Below are 16,618 nucleotides of genomic sequence, written 5' to 3'. Positions count from 1 at the left end.
AAGCTGCCGCAAATGGGTGTGCAGCTCAAAAGACCTAAATCAGCCCAAAATCCATGAAAAAGTCCCTGTTTCTATTGTCCTTTCTATGCCATTCCCTCCTTGCGCAAATTCCAGAAGGAAAGAAGGTAATTAGTTCCCTGTACCTCTATGACTTGGAGAAGAAACAGTCCCGGTTGATCCTGAGAGAAAGCCGGCACTTTGAAGCCCCAAACTGGTCTCCAGATGGCAGCTATCTCCTGATCAACAGCCAAGGAAAACTGGAGAAAATCGGATTGGATGGGTCGAAAATGGGAGTTTTGAATACAGGTGATGTCCAGAAGGCAAACAACGACCATGGTTATTCTTTTGACGGAAAAACCCTGTTTATCTCGAGTGGAAAGAATGATGTCAGTGGCTGGTCCTCCTATATTTTCAAAGTATCCGCCGAGGGAGGAATACCGGAACAGATCACCCCGCTCTCTCCCTCCTATTGGCACGGTGAGTCTTCCGACGGAAAATTCATCGTTTATTGCGCGCCAAGAAACGACAACTATGATATCTACAAGATGAGCGTCGACGGCGGTGAGGAAATCCGACTCACTACGGAAGAAAGTTTGGATGACGGGCCGGAATATTCTCCTGACGGCAAATACATCTATTTCAACTCTTACCGTTCGGGGATGATGCAGATTTGGCGGATGAAGCCGGATGGATCCGAGCCAGAACAGATGACCTTTGATGCCCACTCCAACTGGTTTGCGCATATCGCTCCAAACAACCAAGTCGCTACCATCATCACCTATTTGGAGGACCAAAAGCAGGCGCACCCTTTTGGAAGGCAAGTAAAACTTCGACTGCTAGACCTGCAGACCAAAGAACTGAAGGATCTGACCGAGGAATTCTATGGCGGACAAGGCACGATTAACGTTCCGTCTTGGAATCCAGGAAGCACTAAGTTTGCCTATGTGCGGTATGAATTGGAAGATCTGTGAGGGTTAAGCCAGCTTATCTCATTTTGGAAACGCCCACGTAATAGTCTGGATCGACGGTCAAAGCAGACTTGTTTCCTACCTGCAACTGCTGCCATTTGGTGGTCGGCTTGAGGCGGATTTTCTTTTCACCCATGGAGACATCCACAGGCATATCCAGGGATGCAACTGCATTGATCCAGCGATAGTTTAGTGTTTGATCATCTGAATAATAATATTCCAGAATTGGAATTCGCACGTCTCTTAAATACTGGTCAAACACCGGCTTGAGGTCTTTTCCAAAAGCCTTGGAGATGTAATCTTCCACCTGTTCCGTAGTGACGGTTTGGTGGTAAAACTCTTGGTTTAACCCGCGCAAAATACCCCGCCACTTTTCGTCGTCATCTAGGATCTCTCGAAGCATGTTCAGGAGATTGCCGCCCTTGTAGTACATATCACCGGAACCCCGCTGGTTCACGCCATATTTGCCAATGATGGGGATGTCATTTGCAATATTCATCCTTGTGCCTCGGACATATTCCTGTCCGGCTTCTTTACCAAAGTGAAAGTCCAAGAAGAGGCTCTCGGAGTAGTTGGTGAAGCTCTCATGAATCCACATATCTGCTACGTCCTGATAGGTGATATTATTGGCAAACCATTCGTGTCCGGCCTCATGGATGATGATAAAGTCAAACTTCATCCCCCAGCCAGTACCGCTGAGATCTCGGCCGCGGTAGCCGTTTTGGTAGCCGTTGCCATAGGTAACCGAGCTCTGGTGCTCCATACCTAGGTAAGGCGCTTCGACAAGCTTAAATCCGTCTTCGTAGAAGGGGTAAGGCCCAAACCAGTGTTCAAATGCCTTCATCATGCGGCCTGCGTCTTGAAAATGCAACTTGGCTTTTTCCAAATTGTCGCGTAGCACGTAGTAGCCCATATCCAGTTCGCCTTTTTCTCCTGCAAACTTTTCTCCGAAGTGGACATAGTCACCCACGTTGATATTTACCCCGTAGTCGTTGATGGGGTTCTTCACTTCCCAATGGTAAGTGCTTGTCTCACCGTTCTTCTCGGTCTTCACAAGACGGCCGTTGGAAACGTCCATCAGTTCGCTTGGGACTGTCACACTGATCTTAAGGCTGTCCACTTCGTCCGCAGGATGGTCCTTTGTCGGCCACCAAATGCTGGAACCTATTCCTTGGTTGGAAGAGGCGATGAACTGTTTGCCATTGGCATCTTTCTGCCAGGTGATGCCACCATCCCAGGGTGGGCGAACAGCCACTTTGGGTTGGCCTTCGTAGGAAATCAGAATCTCTTCCACCTGACCCGGAGTCTGCTTTTTTCTGAGGGTGACAAAGTGGGCGGCCCCTTCTTTTTTGACCTCAAGCTTTTCCCCGTTTTGAACCGCTGAGGTAATCTTCAATGGCTCTTGGAGGTCGATCTGCAATGTTTGGTTTTCACTCTTCACGCGATATTTGACCAAGTTGGTTCCTTTGATGGATTTGGTTTCCGGAAAAATCTCCACCGCGAGGTGGTAGTAGCCCAGATCCCACCAGGCCCGTTCTGGCGTGATGCTGCCGCGAAGCGTGTCAGCCCGGGTGATTTTCTCCTGGGAAAAGGTGGCGAAAGAAATAAGAGAAAGGAATAGCACGCTGAAAAGTCGTAACGGAGATATCATGCGGAGATGTATTGTAGAAGGTGAGTGAATGGCTTCAAATATCCTAAAAGAAACCAGCAATCCAGTAGACATTTACACCTTTGGCGGGTATGCTTTTCCTCCTCTCATGTCGCATGGCTATAGCCGTACTGGATTGGAGTTGCCGCGTGGGAGAGAGACAAAGCCTTTAGCCTATTATTTCCGACAAAGCAACCGAGGCTCCTCCCCTTCTTTTGCTTTCATCAGCAGCCTCCATGAAAGCGTATATTTCCAAAGTCTCCTGATCGGATACGGGAGATTTTCCGGTTTTGAAGAACTCGGCGATTTTTGCAGCCAAAGGCTCATAGCCCTCATAATTCCCCAAAACCAAATTACCTTCTGAACCGAATGCGGTGCCACCATATTCGTGCTTGCCTGAGCGCATTCCCCGGAAAGTACCGATTCTTCCATCTTTCCATTTCCCGACGACCAAGTCAGCATCGCCCGTGCTCTGCCGAGTCACAGTCTCGCATCCGGGTCCCATCACCGTATAAAGAATCTCCACTCCATGGATCCCGTACCAAAATAGATCCGGATGGCTGGGCTCCAAGACTGCGGGACTGAAGGCATCGCAGCCGAGGACTTCACCGATTTTGCCCTCGTGCCGCACGGCTTGGGCATTGCTCACGTAGCGTAGAGATGACGCCGAGAAAATGGGAACTCCGGCAGTCTTGGCTTCTTGAAAGATCGTTTGCGTGTCACGAAAACTTGCCGCCACTGGCTTGTCAATAAAAAAGGGTTTTTTGGCTTCGATGACCATTCTAGCTTGTTCCAATCTCGGATTCCCATCGTTGGTTTCGAGCAAGACCACATCTACTTTGTCGAGCATGGATTCGATCGATTCGCAGATCTCAACTCCAAGTCCCTTCACTTGATCGATGTAGCCCGGGATGCGCTCGTAGCTGGATTTGATTGTCTGGCTTCCATGTGGGAAGGCCGCCACTACCCGAAAGCCAGCCAGCTCAGGCTTTGGACTTTCGGTATTGAAAAGCTTGGTAAATGCAGGAGAATGTGAGGTGTCCAGCCCGATGATTCCAATCCGGATCGGTTCGGCTTTCTCGTTTGCAAAAAGGGAAAATGGCAAAGAACTTAGGCTAGCTGTAGCTCCGATTGCAGATATTTTATTCAGGAAGGATCGTCTTTTTATGTCCATGGTAGTATCAAGTGCTTTACAAAAACTCGGTGATTAGAAAGGGTACCATCCCGATAGAAATGACGCCGCCGATAAAAAACAACATAAACTTCCAGCGCAGCGACTTGTATCGTATTTGAATTTGCTCTATGTCGATTGGATGTTTGTTATAGATTTTTTCGAGAGGCGAAACCAGAAAATTATATATGGCTACCACACAGAGTCCTGCAGCGATTATAATCAGCACATTTCCATCTGCTGCATCTGGAATTTTCCACCCCAGTCTAAACGACAAAGCTGCATGCCCCATTACGAGCGCGATAAAATATGGAGCGATCAAGAATTTAACCTGCATTTTATAGAATTCATCCGCAATCTCAGCTCCCTTATTCTTATATATCGAATAATATGCGAAATCCCTCAAGTCCATTATGAAACGAATTATATGGTTTTTCATCAAATAGTCTAAATTGCTTGCCGAGTGAATCACAGATTTCAGCTTAAGGTTAGCAACGTTTAAAGTTTTGGCTCCCAGCCCCGCTCATATTCCCTGCCCCAAAGTTTCATCGCCGCATTATCGTTTAGAATTCTTCCAGAATTAGGATCTATCTCCAGCGCCCGTCCAGTTCGGTAGGAAATATTGCCCAAATGACACAGCAAGACACTTTTCTTAATTTCAGGGTAGGGAGATATCAGGCTTTCTCCATTGTCTATGGCATTGATAAAGTTCTTGAAATGGTCTACATCCATGTCGAATCCAGCTCCCTGCTGGTTGACCACGATATTGCTGGTAGGATCGGCGGATTTTATCAGCTTATTGGTGTTGTCGAAGATTTTGTAGGAATTGTTCAAAAGTTCCAAAGTGCCATTTTCCCCATGAAATGATACGCCCGAGCCCATCCCGTTGATATCTCTGACATTGCAGCTTCTGCCTTCCCAAAGGATGGACTTTCGATCGCCAAAATCATAGCTGGCGACCTGCGTGTCGGGTGTCTGCCAGTCATCCTGAAAGTGATAGCGTCCGCCACTGGAATAGACTTTTTCGGGATAATCCACCTGCAATCCCCATCTGGCTAGATCGAGAAAATGAACCCCGTTGTTGACGATTTCTCCTGTTCCCCAATTCCAGAACCAGTGCCAATTGTAATGAATTAGATTGTCCTTAAACTCGGCTCTCGGCGCTGGACCCTGCCAGAGCTCGAAATCTAGCCACTCAGGCACTGAAGCCGCATTTCCATATCCGATTGATTTTCTGGAATTTGTGTACCAAGCCCTGGCGTAATATACCCGCCCAATCGTACCGGAATGAAGCTCTTTCATGGCTTCTTGCACTCTAGGCCAAGATCTACGCTGGTTGCCCATTTGGACTACTTTACCGTATTTTTTGGTAGCTTCGACTAACAGCTCCGCTTCGGCGGGATTGTGAGAGCCTGGTTTTTCGATGTAGACATGTTTGCCAGCTTGGAGCGCCAAAAGCGCAGCGGGGGTATGCCAATGGTCGGGCATGGCAATCGACACTGCGTCTAGCTTTGTGTCTTCCAGTGCTTTTCGGAAGTCCTTCACCCGCGCCGGAGGACTCGTACTTCCTGACTTCACCGCCAGCTCGACTCCCTTAGCGAGCGCATTGGAATCGACATCACAGATATAGGCGATCTCGACGTTGGGTATTTTGGAAAGTGCCTGAATGTGCTGGCTGCCACGACTGTTTACCCCGATGACCGCCACGCGATACCTATTTTTCAGAGGATATGAGGAAAGAATATTAAACGAAAAAGCGGGTCCGACAGCACCCAGCCCCAGGGTTCCAGTGCCCATCGTCTTTAGGAAATTTCTGCGGTTAAATGAATTGCTCATGATTTCGACGGTCTTTTAGGGAAGACTTCCTTCCAGTTTTTAAAAATTTTAAAAGGGACGAGTTCTGAATTTTCTTCTTGCTTGACCAGGAGAAGATCACACTTTTCCAGGGAATTCCAGGCTTGCGAATTTGGAAAAAGCAACTGACTAGGGCGAACGGAAGCCATTTCCCAAGCTTCTTGAATCGAGGTCAGTTTGTTTCTCAAGAGAAAGTTTACTCCCTGCAGCAAGTTCATCGCAGACCCAGCGAGAAGATTGGGATTTCCTTGGAGGTGTAGTTTTCCTTTTTCGCTTAGCGTGACCTTTCCTCCCACGGGCGCATCATAGTCGCCAGCCGGCATTCCTGCCAGCGCTACCGAATCGCTGACCAGCAGGATTTTTTCTTTTTTGACTTGATGAAAGACCTGAATCACCTCCTTGGGAAGATGAAATCCGTCGGCAATGATGCTCGCATGGAGTGCCTTTTCGGCCAATTGGGACCAGAGATAATTGGGATGTCTGGGCAACACCCCATGGGCGCCATTTCCCAAATGGGTGCAAAGTCGTGCACCTGCCTTTACTGCATCTTTGATTTGAACGTGTGCGGCATTGGTATGTCCGATGGAGACCGTGATGCCAGCATCAACGCACTTCTCTATAAATCTCAAACTACCCTCCCATTCAGGTGAAAGCGTGATAAGCTTGATCATTCCTCCGGCTTTTTCCTGCCAAAACTGAAACCACTCCCAGTTTGGGGCACAAATAAACTCTTTGGAATGCGCTCCTCTAGGACCGTCTTCTGGAGAAATAAATGGCCCTTCCAAATGAAACCCGGGAATGGATTCCCGATAAACCGGAGCCGACTCAAGCAGCAAAGCCAGCTGGCCAAATAGGACGCCGATGGCTTCTTTGCTGTTGGTAATGATGGTAGGCAAATGCCTCGTCACCCCGCATTTCTCCAGTGCGGAGGAGATTTGACCCAGGTTTAGATAATCGCTTTGAAGCAGATTGTAATCTACGCCCCCATAGCCATTTACCTGAATATCAAAGAAACCTGGGCCGAAAATGAAATCAGGTTTGTCTTCCAAACTGGAAACTTGGATTGCACCTATGCGCCCACCTTCTAGGCAGATTTCATAGGTTTTCTGATCCAAAGCGGATTGGGCGACTATTTTTTCCATATTCGGATTTGGTGACCAAAAGCCGCGTAAAACACCAAGTACAAATAGCAGGGAAACAGCACCCAGTAGGCCATTTTCACCGAATACAAATCGGCAAAATACCCATAGATCATCGGCATAATGGCATTGCCGCAAAGCCCCATTATCATGATGGAAGCTCCGAGTTTGGTGAATCTCCCCAAACCATCCAGTGCCAATGGCCAGATACCTGCCCATACCAGCGAATTGGCCAATCCCAGGAGAACCACGAACAAAATGGAAATATCCACCGTCATTCCCCAAAATGGAATTGGGCCGCTGCTAAAGACAATCAGAAGTGTCAGTACCGTCCCCAAAAGTGTACAAATACGCAAGACATTGACTTGGGAGATCACTTTGGGAATCAGCGAAATCCCGATCAGATAGCCTAAGATGGTGAATGCCAAGGTAAACGAGGGAAAGACTTTGGCATCCAACAGGGAGATTCCAAAGGAATTGGCATATGGGATCACCGTGTCAATCGCGATCACTTGCGTTCCCACATGCAGAAAGATCGCTATGGCTCCGAGGATTAAATGGGGAAACTGAATAATGGAGTTTTTTCTGGAGTTTGCCACGGCCACTTCAGCCGACTCATGCTCGGTATCTATCTCCGGCAAAGGTGAAAATCGTACGAATATCCCCAAAAGCAAAAGGACCGTCCCTACGACAGAATATGGCGTAATCACCCGCTGGATCAATTCGGTCAGCGCAGCATCTTTTGCCTCGGGACTCATCTGATCCAGCTGCTGAAATAGTTCATTGTCACCTACTCTAAGAACCACTGCGGCAAAGAGAATCGGCGCCAAAATGCCTGCTCCTTTGTTGAAAATCCCCATGATGCTGATCCGCTGGGCGGCACTTTCCTTGGGGCCAAGGATAGTCACATAAGGATTTGCGGCGGTTTGCAGGACGGCTAAGCCTGAACCCAAAGTGAACAGACCGAGCAGAAACAGTTCATAGGTTTGAGTCATCGCAGCCGGGATAAAAATGTACGCACCGACGGCCATCGCAAAAAAACCATACATCATGCCCTTCTTAAAACCTTCAGCCTTCAGCAAGAAAGAAGCGGGCACGGACATGACCAAGTAGGAAATGTAAAAGGCAAAGGCGACTAAATACGAGTCAAAATTACTGAGCGTAAAGGCGATCTTGAAGTAGGGAATCAGGATGGCATTGACCCAGGAGACAAATCCAAAAATGAAAAACAGCATTCCGATGATCGCAATGGATATCCAAGTGTCCTTTTTGCTGAGGGATTCTGCTTTTACCGCCGTTGGGCTTGTAGACATAAAATAGGATTAGGATGATCGTTTTTGGTTTGGACTTCAAAATCATCAATTGAAATCTTTATAAATACCAAATTTTACCCCAATCTAACAAGCCTTTTCCCATCAAATGGTTGAAAGCAAGGACGAAGATTCTTGATCCAGAAAAATCTCGCAATTCGGGTGTGTTTGAAGGATCGAGGCCGGATGTAGGTTGCTGACTCCGCCCTGCAAGCAAGCTTGGACTGCTTGAGCTTTTCTCTGATCCGGCACGGAACAGATGATGCTTTTCGATTTCAGGATTTGCTTGATCGACATGGAAATAGCCCATTGCGGTACGGAATCCAAGTCGGCAAACCAACCTTCCCCCAATTGCTGCTTGCGGCACGCGTCATCCAAACTCACGACGAGATAGGGCTTTTCCGTATCAAAATCAGCTGGGGGATCATTGAAGGCCAAGTGCCCGTTTTCCCCTATTCCTACAAACGCCACGTCGATGGGATGCTCAAGGATCAGCCGAGAAAGACGCTTGCACTCGCTTTCCGGATCATTTTCTCCGTCGATGAGGTGATAGTTTCTTAGCTTGACTTTGTCAAAAAAACGCTCCTTTAGGTACTTTCGGAAGCTCGCCGGATGGGTCATCGGAAGTCCTATGTATTCGTCCAGATGAAAGACGGTGACTTTTTCCCAAGCAAGGTCTTTCTCTAAGAGAAGCTGATTCAGTGTTTCAAACTGGCTGGTGCCAGTTGCCAAAATGATGTTTGCGAATCCCCGGTCTTGGATAGCTTGTCGGATGAAATAAGCGCCGACGCTGCCGGCTTTTCTTCCTAAATCACCGGGATTGGAGGAGATGTCGATGTGCATGTTTTGGGTTTATTTTTCAAAAAGGCTTTCGATACGATAGCCATAGTCGCTCTGAAGATCTTCGTGCAAGGAAGCGATGAGCTTTTGGGCCTTTCCCACCTGCACGACAAAAAGATTGTCAATCACCGGATGTCTGAAATTCAGGTAGCCGTACTGCTTCATTTGCTCGCAGAAATAGACGATGACTTCGACCTGATCCGCTTTGTTCTTGCTTAGCTTCAGGAGTTTGTTCAGCTTTCGGCGGATAGATTGGGCAGACTTTTTGGCCAGATGGTGGTTTCTGGTATTGGCAACCTGAAAAGCCTCATCCAGCTCTTCCTTCACCGAATCCACAAACAAGTTAGGCTGGTCTGACTCGTGCAGTTTAAAGTATAGAAAGGCTTTGTTGTCCCTGCTGAACTTGGCTAGATCAGTCAGCAGAGAGACTAGCTCCTTTTCACTTCGGTACCCCAACTCTCTTTTCAACTCTGCCAATGAAGGAATTTCCATGGTGATGCTTACCTGATCTGTAATTAAGTGTTAAATCCAGAGTGTCTGCCAATCGCTTCATCGCAAAATCCACGGGGTTTGTCGCAAAGTGGCTTTTCAAATTAGTTCAAAAATCCGTTCTGACGTTGATTTGTTCAAAGATTTAACCAAACCAACTGATATCATGGAAAAAAGAGAATTCCTGAAACGATTAAGTCTGAGCACCTTTGCTTTCCCGATGTTTGTAGCTTGCGCGGAAATGCCGGGTTCTTCAATTGGTTCTGCTTCTGAACTCGATTGAGCCGATTTTTTGCAAAAAGTCATAAAAGCTTAGCATGTAGATTCTCTTGATGGGGAAACTATTGAAAGCGATCCCGATTTTTCCTAGGTTTATTGGAAATAGTAAACCCAAATGGAAGCTTACGGCCAAATACTCCTCATTGCCATGCCGGCTTTTTTCGTACTGGTACTCTTCGAGAAGTTCTGGGGCATGTGGAAAGGCTTCGACACCGTCCCGATGAACGACATGATTTCCAGCTTGAGTTCGGGCGTTACCAATGTGACCAAAGATGTTCTTGGCTTGAGTATCGTGGTCATCTCCTACAGTTGGCTTCATTCCAAGTTGGGCTTTTTTGACATCAAAGCGACCTGGCTGGTCTATGTCATCGCTTTTTTTGTTTTGGACTTTGCTGGCTATTGGACACATCGCATCGCCCACGAATACAATATTTTTTGGAACAACCACATCATCCATCACAGCTCCGAGGAGTTTAACCTAGCCTGCGCCCTTCGCCAGAGTATTTCCCAGATCGTGAAGATATTTGCCGTTTTTCTGATTCCAGCTGCGATTCTGGGTGTTCCACCCGAAGTGATCGCAGTCGTGGCTCCACTGCATCTTTTCGCCCAGTTTTGGTACCATACGCGGCATATCGGGAAGATGGGCTTTTTGGAAAAAATAATCGTCACTCCCTCCCACCATCGGGTCCACCATGCCATCAATCCAGAGTACTTGGACAAAAACTACGGACAGATCTTCATTTTTTGGGATAAATGGTTTGGCACCTATCAGGAAGAGCGGGACGACGTGCCTGCCGTCTACGGCGTGACTCGACCTGTGCAAACCTGGAATCCGATCAAGATCAACTTCATGCACCTTTGGCTTCTGATTAAGGATGCCTGGAGGACCGAAAGCTGGCGGGACAAGTTGAAAATCTGGTTTATGCCGCTTGGTTGGAGGCCTGCGGACGTCGCGACCAAATATCCCGTGCAAAAAATCCAAGATGTCTACCATTTCGAGAAGTACAATCCAGAATTGAGCAAGGGAATGTTGGTATGGAGTTTTTGTCAACTGATTGTGCTACTGCTGTTGCTGAGCTACCTCTTCGGCAACCTTGCCGCAATCGGCACACCCGGCATATTCTTCTATGGAGGTTTTGTGTTTTTGACAGTCTATGCGCTCACGGAGCTTATGGATCGGAATCCCCACGCCTGGATCTGGGAAGTCGTGAAAGTTGGCTATGCCTTATATTTTGTTGTAGCCACAGGAGACTGGTTTGATTTGAGTAAGGTCTTACCAGGAGCGGTATCTATTTTCGTTGTTTATCTTTTAGCTTCGGTTTTTATTTCCCTATGGTTTTCTTTCCGGAAAGAAAAACTGCAATTAGCTTCTTGAAACACGATCCAATAGATGAAGGAACTTCAGCTGATTATCCAAGCATACCAATTTGCAAAAAACGAAAACCTGAAAGTAGCCTTGGCTACTGTCGTAAAGGTAGATGGTTCGGCATATCGCAGGCCAGGCGCCAGGATGCTGGTCACCGAGGATGGACAACTGACCGGAGCGATTAGCGGCGGCTGTCTAGAAGGGGATGCGCTTCGCAAAGCTCAAGCGGTCATTTTTCAACAAAAATCCATGCTGGTGACCTACGACACTACCGATGAGGATGATCAGAAGTTTGGCGTAGGCTTGGGCTGCAATGGCATCATCCATGTCTTGATCGAGCCAATCGATTTTGCAGACAGCCAAAATCCTGTGGAACTGGTGAAAACCGCCCTCTCCGACCGAGAAATTTCGGTCTTGCTGACACTTTTTTCAGTCAAACATTCCAAATCCGAACAGATCGGGACGGTACTCTTGAACAAGGGCGAAAACAAATTGGGAAATTGGGAAAAGAGGATTGACCTGCCTGAACTTCTTGACTTGGTCAAGGCTGAACTGGATCGTTTTGAGGGAAGTGGGAATGAGATCAAATCCTACCCGAGTCAGGACGATATTTCCATATTTTTTGAGTTGATCCGCCCGACGCCAAGAATCTTGCTATTCGGCGCCGGCAACGATACCATTCCCCTAGCCAAGATTGCTGATGTATTGGGCTTTGAGCTCACTCTGATAGACGGAAGGAAAAATCTAGCGACTCCGTTGCGATTCCCCTCCGCGAAACAGATCATCCAAGGTGCTGCGGATGAAGTGGTTGATAAATTTGATGCGGATCCGAACACGGTCGCGCTTCTAATGACCCATAATTTTGAGTACGAAATCATTGTGTTGGAAAAACTGTTGTCCTGCATGATCCCCTATATCGGAATCCTGGGCCCCAAGCGGAAAACGGAAAAGCTGATCCAAAGACTGGAGTTAAAAGGTATTCAGGTTAGCACGGACAATTTTTATGCTCCCATGGGTATTGAGATCGGTGCTGAAACTTCCGAGGAAATTGCACTGTCGATCTTGGCAGAGATTAAGGCTGTTTTGAATAAGAAGCAGCCGATTTTCCTACGCGACAAGGACGGCCCAATTCATGAAAAAGCAGGATGAAGACATCTGTCGTCATCTTGGCAGCAGGTTCTTCTTCCAGATTAGGAAGACCAAAGCAACTGATTGAAATCCAGGGGAAAACGTTGGTTCAAAAAGCGGTAGACGAGGTGTACAGGAGCCGAGCCGATTCCATGGTCGTCGTGCTGGGTTGGAATCCCGTACTGATTCAAACCGGGTTTGATTCGGCCAAAGTGCCTTCTGTAATCAATCCAAATTGGGAAAGTGGCATGGCTTCCAGCATCCAGGCTGGATTACATTTTTTGCTAGAAAACGGGGAAATCGATCAGGTGATGATCATGCTCTGCGATCAGCCTTTTGTGGATTCAGAGTATTTGGATCAGCTTTTTGAAGAAGGCCTCAAGTCGGAAAAGGGAATTGTCGCAAGCTTTTATTCCAACACACGCGGTGTGCCCGCACTCTTCTCAAAGAAATATTTTCCTGAATTGTTGGCTCTTAAAGGTCAGGACGGCGCGAAAAAGGTTCTTTTGGAACATCGAGGGGATGTGTTGAAGATCGATTTTCCCAATGGCGCTATAGATTTGGACACCGAAGCGGATCTCAGAAGATTGATGGATCAATTGGGTGAATGACATTTATAGCTCCTATTTATCCCGAAGTGAATTCACGACTTCTTTTACCCACGAGACGGTATCATAGATATCTTTTTCATTTGTGTCTTTTCCCAAGCTAAACCGAATTGAGGCCCTTCCCAAATCCGAATCCAATCCCATCGCTTGAAGCACGTGGCTAGGCTTGGGAGAAATGGATGTGCAAGCCGAGCCAGAACTTACCGCTACTTTTAAATTGACCTTTTTGAGTAGTTCTTCCCCTTCCACTCCTGCAAATGCTAAGTTTGAAACGTGGGGCAAACGATTATGCTGATTCCCATTCAAAAAGACAGTTGGGATATCCAACAACCCCTTTTCCAACTTATCCCTGAGGTCTTGCAAACGCTTTCCTTCCTGGCCCATTTCTTTCAGTCGCAAAGCCGCAGCCTCACCAAAACCCACAATTGCCGGGACATTTAAGGTGCCGCTGCGCATGCCTTTTTCATGTCCTCCCCCATGGATTTGCGCTAATGGCTTAGGCAAAGGGTGGTTGTGACGGACATACAACGCACCTATTCCTTTTGGACCGTATAGCTTATGTGCAGAGATTGCCATCAAATGGATTCCCTTGGTATTGATTGGAATCTTCCCAGCTGCTTGGACTGCATCTATAAAGAAGATCAGCCCTTCTTTCTCACAAAGCTCGGCCACTTCGGAAATGGGATGAATCACACCAGTCTCGTTATTGGCCCACATGAGGCAAATCATTTTTGTGTGGGGCAAAATGGACTTTTCCAGTTCTTCCAAAGAGATTTCTCCCTGAGAATTGACAGGGAGGTAAGTGACCTCAGCCCCCCCTCTTCTTTCCAGATCGGAGAATGTATCCAGCACGGCTTTGTGTTCCGTTTGAGCGGTGACGTAGTGTTGCTTTTCGCCTGCATAGCTTTCAAAAATCCCTTTGATTCCTAGGTTGATCGCTTCTGTAGCTCCGGAAGTAAAGATGATCTCTTTGGGTTTGGAACCGATCAGGTTGGCCACCTTTTCCCTGGCATCTTCTACGGCATTCTCAGCGACCCATCCAAAAGGATGGCTTTTGCTTGCGGCGTTTCCGAAGTGCGTTCCAAAATAAGGAAGCATAGCTTGGATGACTTCAGGCGCACAAGGTGTGGTTGCGTTGTAGTCGAGATAAATGGGGTAATTCATGCTTTTAAGATAAGTGAAGGGAAAGGATTTCACTTACGAAAAAGTGATGATCGTTGGGATGAACTTTTCCAATCGAGAGTCTGCGATGAAAACAGAATACTTGAAACCCAGTCCACGGTTAGAATTGTTAACTTCAAAACAAAAAAAGATGCAGGAATACTGGACTTTTGAATTTCCCAAGACTGACGACCCGTCCGCACAACTTTCGCGTATTTTGATGAAGGAGGAAAAGGAGCTTGGGATTTTTCTTTCCTACTACTACAAAAAAGAGGGGGCGCTTGCGGAAAAAGTCAACCTGAAGGGTGAGCCGCAATTTGTTGACGCATATAGCGGAAACCTTGTCTTGGACTTTGACTTGGTGCACTTCAATGCATGCCTGGCTATCCACGAGCAAAAGCGAGAGGAAATGTCCTTGACATTTGAAATTGACCTTGAACGGGGAAAACTGAAGCTCCTTGGACCGTACTGGCCGAGCCGGGAAATGGATGAAATTTAGGGCGATTTTTCCTCTCGTGTCGATTCATCGACGTTTTCGAGGTTGCAGTTCCTTTCATTTCGGCTATTTTTGGCTATCCATTTTCGAGTATGAAAGAAGCTATAGAGTCGCTCAACTTCATTGAGCAAATAATAGAAGAAGATCTGGCAGCAGGATTTTCGCAGGAGAAACTGCGTTTTCGCTTTCCTCCGGAGCCAAACGGCTACCTACACATCGGCCATGCCGCCTCGATCTGCCTCAATTTTGGTTTGGGTGAAAAATACAACGCGCCTGTCAACCTAAGATTTGACGACACCAATCCGTCCAAAGAAGAGCAAGAATATGTGGATGCCATCAAGCGGGACGTGGCTTGGATGGGATTCAAATGGGCTAATGTGTGCTATGCCTCGGATTATTTTCAGCAGCTCCATGACTGGGCGGTTGAGCTGATCAAAGCGGGAAAGGCCTATGTCGACGGACAGAGCTCGGAAGAGATGGCCGCCCAAAAAGGCACACCCACGACACCGGGAACGGATAGCCCTCACAGAAATCAGTCGGTGCAAGAAAATCTCGACTTGTTTAACCGTATGAAAGCTGGGGAATTTGCGCCAGGTAGCTACGTGCTGCGCGCAAAGATCGACATGGCCTCGACCAACATGCACATGCGCGATCCCATCCTCTACCGCATTATCAAAAAATCGCATCACAGAACCGGTTCCGATTGGTGCATATATCCCATGTACGACTGGGCACATGGAGAATCCGACTACATCGAGCAGGTCTCGCACTCGCTTTGTACCCTTGAGTTTAAGGCTCACCGAGAGCTCTATGACTGGTATTTGGACCAAATTCACGATCCGTCTTTGCTCAGACCAAAGCAGCGGGAATTTGCGAGGAGAAACCTCAGCTATACCGTGATGAGCAAGCGAAAATTGCTTGAACTCGTCCAAAACAAGCATGTTTCCGGATGGGACGATCCCCGCATGCCGACCATTTCGGGTCTGCGCAGACGTGGCTATACGCCTGAATCCATCCGAAAATTCAGCGACCTTTCGGGCATATCCAAGCGTGACAACGTGACCGACGTCTCACTTTTGGAATACTGCATCCGTGAGGACCTAAACAAAACTGCCACCCGAGTGATGGCCGTGCTCGATCCGGTGAAACTGGTATTGACCAATTATCCCAAGGCCCAGGTGGAAATGCTGGATGCTGAAAACAACCCGGAAGATCCCAACTCGGGCACGCACCAAGTGCCTTTTTCCAGCGAGCTCTATATCGAGCGGGAAGACTTCCAAGAGTCTGCAGGCAAAAACTTCTTCCGCCTGACGCTCGGTGCCGAAGTTCGCCTGAAAAGCGCCTATATCATCAAAGCGGACTCCGTGGTCAAAGATTCCGACAGAAACATCCTCGAAATCCACGCGACCTGTGACATGGACTCCAAATCTGGTTCTGGTACTGAAGCCAGTACCCGCAAAGTGAAGGGTACGCTGCACTGGGTTTCCATTGCCCATGCCCTCACAGCGGAAGTGAGGGAATATGACCGTCTTTTCTCCGACGAAGCTCCGGATGCCCATGAGGACAAAAATTTCTTGGAGTTCCTCAACCCAAACTCGCTTAAAGTCAACAAGGAAGCTTATCTGGAGCCTTTCTTGGCAAATGCTACAACGGCCGATAAATACCAATTTCAGCGCTTGGGCTACTTTGTATTGGACAAAGATGCTACTGCCGAAAAACTGATTTTCAACAAGACCGTCGGTCTAAAGGACTCTTGGGCTAAACAGCAGGCGCTAGCTCCCAAACCTTCCGAGCCAACCCAAAAGCCCCAAGCTAACCAAGGCAAAAAAAGCGCTTTGAGCGAAGTGCAGCAGATCAGTAAAAAGCTGACCAATTTATCCGGAGAAAAGTTTGCGGCAGCCCGTCAGGACATCCTGCGGTATGCGGAAGAAATCAGCTACGAGGAAATTGAGCCACTATTTGACACCGCAGCCAAGAAGATCGGTACGCGAATTGGTGTGATGCTGGTTTTGGGAGTTTTGCTGAAAAACGGACAAGCAAAAAATCCCGCTATCGAGGCTTTCATCGAAGCCGGAAAAGCCGACTCCGATGAGCTACTCAAGGCTGAGGCTAAAGCATTGGGATAGAAGAAATCAAGACTATATATAGTAAAAAGCGGCTG

The 16,618-nt window shown here is 47.6% G+C and carries 15 protein-coding genes; 6 read left to right on the top strand and 9 right to left on the bottom strand.

Annotated features, from left to right (window positions below; all coding sequences use genetic code 11):
- The first annotated feature begins 53 nt into the window (after positions 1–53).
- Complete coding sequence (locus tag J0A67_RS07705; protein ID WP_206568739.1) at positions 54–971, top strand: TolB family protein; 918 nt, start codon at positions 54–56, stop codon at positions 969–971.
- A gap of 13 nt (positions 972–984) precedes the next feature.
- Here the strand turns inward: J0A67_RS07705 and J0A67_RS07700 are convergent, their stop codons facing one another.
- From J0A67_RS07700 to J0A67_RS07665, 8 genes are all read right to left on the bottom strand, one after another.
- The gene (locus tag J0A67_RS07700; RefSeq protein ID WP_206568738.1) at positions 985–2,619 is read right to left on the bottom strand and encodes a M1 family metallopeptidase; all 1,635 of its coding nucleotides are present in this window, start codon (positions 2,617–2,619) and stop codon (positions 985–987) included.
- 166 nt (positions 2,620–2,785) lie between these two features.
- On the bottom strand, positions 2,786–3,790 hold the full coding sequence (locus tag J0A67_RS07695) for a Gfo/Idh/MocA family protein (RefSeq protein WP_206568737.1): 1,005 nt from the start codon (positions 3,788–3,790) through the stop codon (positions 2,786–2,788).
- Between the two features lie 16 nt (positions 3,791–3,806).
- On the bottom strand, positions 3,807–4,226 hold the full coding sequence (locus tag J0A67_RS07690) for a hypothetical protein (protein WP_206568736.1): 420 nt from the start codon (positions 4,224–4,226) through the stop codon (positions 3,807–3,809).
- Positions 4,227–4,285: 59 nt separating this feature from the next.
- Entirely contained in the window at positions 4,286–5,623 is a 1,338-nt protein-coding gene (locus J0A67_RS07685; protein WP_206568735.1) for a Gfo/Idh/MocA family protein, read from the bottom strand.
- Positions 5,620–6,783 carry an N-acetylglucosamine-6-phosphate deacetylase gene (locus tag J0A67_RS07680; RefSeq protein WP_206568734.1) on the bottom strand — a complete coding sequence of 388 codons (1,164 nt, stop codon included), beginning with the start codon at positions 6,781–6,783 and terminating at the stop codon, positions 5,620–5,622. The genes J0A67_RS07685 and J0A67_RS07680 overlap by 4 nt, the downstream gene beginning before the upstream one ends.
- Entirely contained in the window at positions 6,771–8,093 is a 1,323-nt protein-coding gene (locus J0A67_RS07675) for a sugar MFS transporter (protein ID WP_206568733.1), read from the bottom strand. Before J0A67_RS07675 ends, J0A67_RS07680 begins: the two co-directional genes overlap by 13 nt.
- Positions 8,094–8,195: 102 nt before the next feature.
- Complete coding sequence (locus J0A67_RS07670; RefSeq protein WP_206568732.1) at positions 8,196–8,933, bottom strand: glucosamine-6-phosphate deaminase; 738 nt, start codon at positions 8,931–8,933, stop codon at positions 8,196–8,198.
- A gap of 9 nt (positions 8,934–8,942) precedes the next feature.
- A complete protein-coding gene (locus tag J0A67_RS07665; protein ID WP_206568731.1) occupies positions 8,943–9,422 on the bottom strand; it encodes a hypothetical protein in 480 nt (159 codons plus the stop codon).
- A gap of 391 nt (positions 9,423–9,813) precedes the next feature.
- Between J0A67_RS07665 and J0A67_RS07660 the strand changes: the two genes are divergently transcribed.
- The 3 genes from J0A67_RS07660 to J0A67_RS07650 are packed head-to-tail and all read left to right on the top strand — an operon-like array spanning position 9,814 to position 12,803.
- Entirely contained in the window at positions 9,814–11,073 is a 1,260-nt protein-coding gene (locus J0A67_RS07660) for a sterol desaturase family protein (RefSeq protein ID WP_206568730.1), read from the top strand.
- A 15-nt stretch (positions 11,074–11,088) separates the two neighbouring features.
- A complete protein-coding gene (locus tag J0A67_RS07655) occupies positions 11,089–12,213 on the top strand; it encodes an XdhC family protein (RefSeq protein WP_206568729.1) in 1,125 nt (374 codons plus the stop codon).
- Complete coding sequence (locus J0A67_RS07650) at positions 12,210–12,803, top strand: nucleotidyltransferase family protein (protein ID WP_206568728.1); 594 nt, start codon at positions 12,210–12,212, stop codon at positions 12,801–12,803. The genes J0A67_RS07655 and J0A67_RS07650 overlap by 4 nt, the downstream gene beginning before the upstream one ends.
- A 12-nt stretch (positions 12,804–12,815) precedes the next feature.
- Here J0A67_RS07650 and J0A67_RS07645 read toward each other — a convergent pair whose 3' ends face one another.
- On the bottom strand, positions 12,816–13,964 hold the full coding sequence (locus J0A67_RS07645) for a cysteine desulfurase family protein (RefSeq protein WP_206568727.1): 1,149 nt from the start codon (positions 13,962–13,964) through the stop codon (positions 12,816–12,818).
- Positions 13,965–14,112: 148 nt separating this feature from the next.
- Between J0A67_RS07645 and J0A67_RS07640 the strand changes: the two genes are divergently transcribed.
- Together J0A67_RS07640 and J0A67_RS07635 are read left to right on the top strand one after the other, a co-directional pair.
- Positions 14,113–14,460, top strand: coding sequence for a hypothetical protein (locus J0A67_RS07640; RefSeq protein WP_206568726.1), 348 nt, complete (start codon positions 14,113–14,115; stop codon positions 14,458–14,460).
- Positions 14,461–14,549: 89 nt separating this feature from the next.
- The gene (locus J0A67_RS07635) at positions 14,550–16,583 is read left to right on the top strand and encodes a glutamine--tRNA ligase/YqeY domain fusion protein (protein WP_206568725.1); all 2,034 of its coding nucleotides are present in this window, start codon (positions 14,550–14,552) and stop codon (positions 16,581–16,583) included.
- The last annotated feature ends 35 nt before the right edge of the window (positions 16,584–16,618 follow it).

The organism is Algoriphagus aestuariicola (genome assembly GCF_017254835.1).
Taxonomy (GTDB): Bacteria; Bacteroidota; Bacteroidia; order Cytophagales; family Cyclobacteriaceae; genus Algoriphagus; species Algoriphagus aestuariicola.
This window is presented reverse-complemented; position numbering and strand designations above follow the sequence as displayed.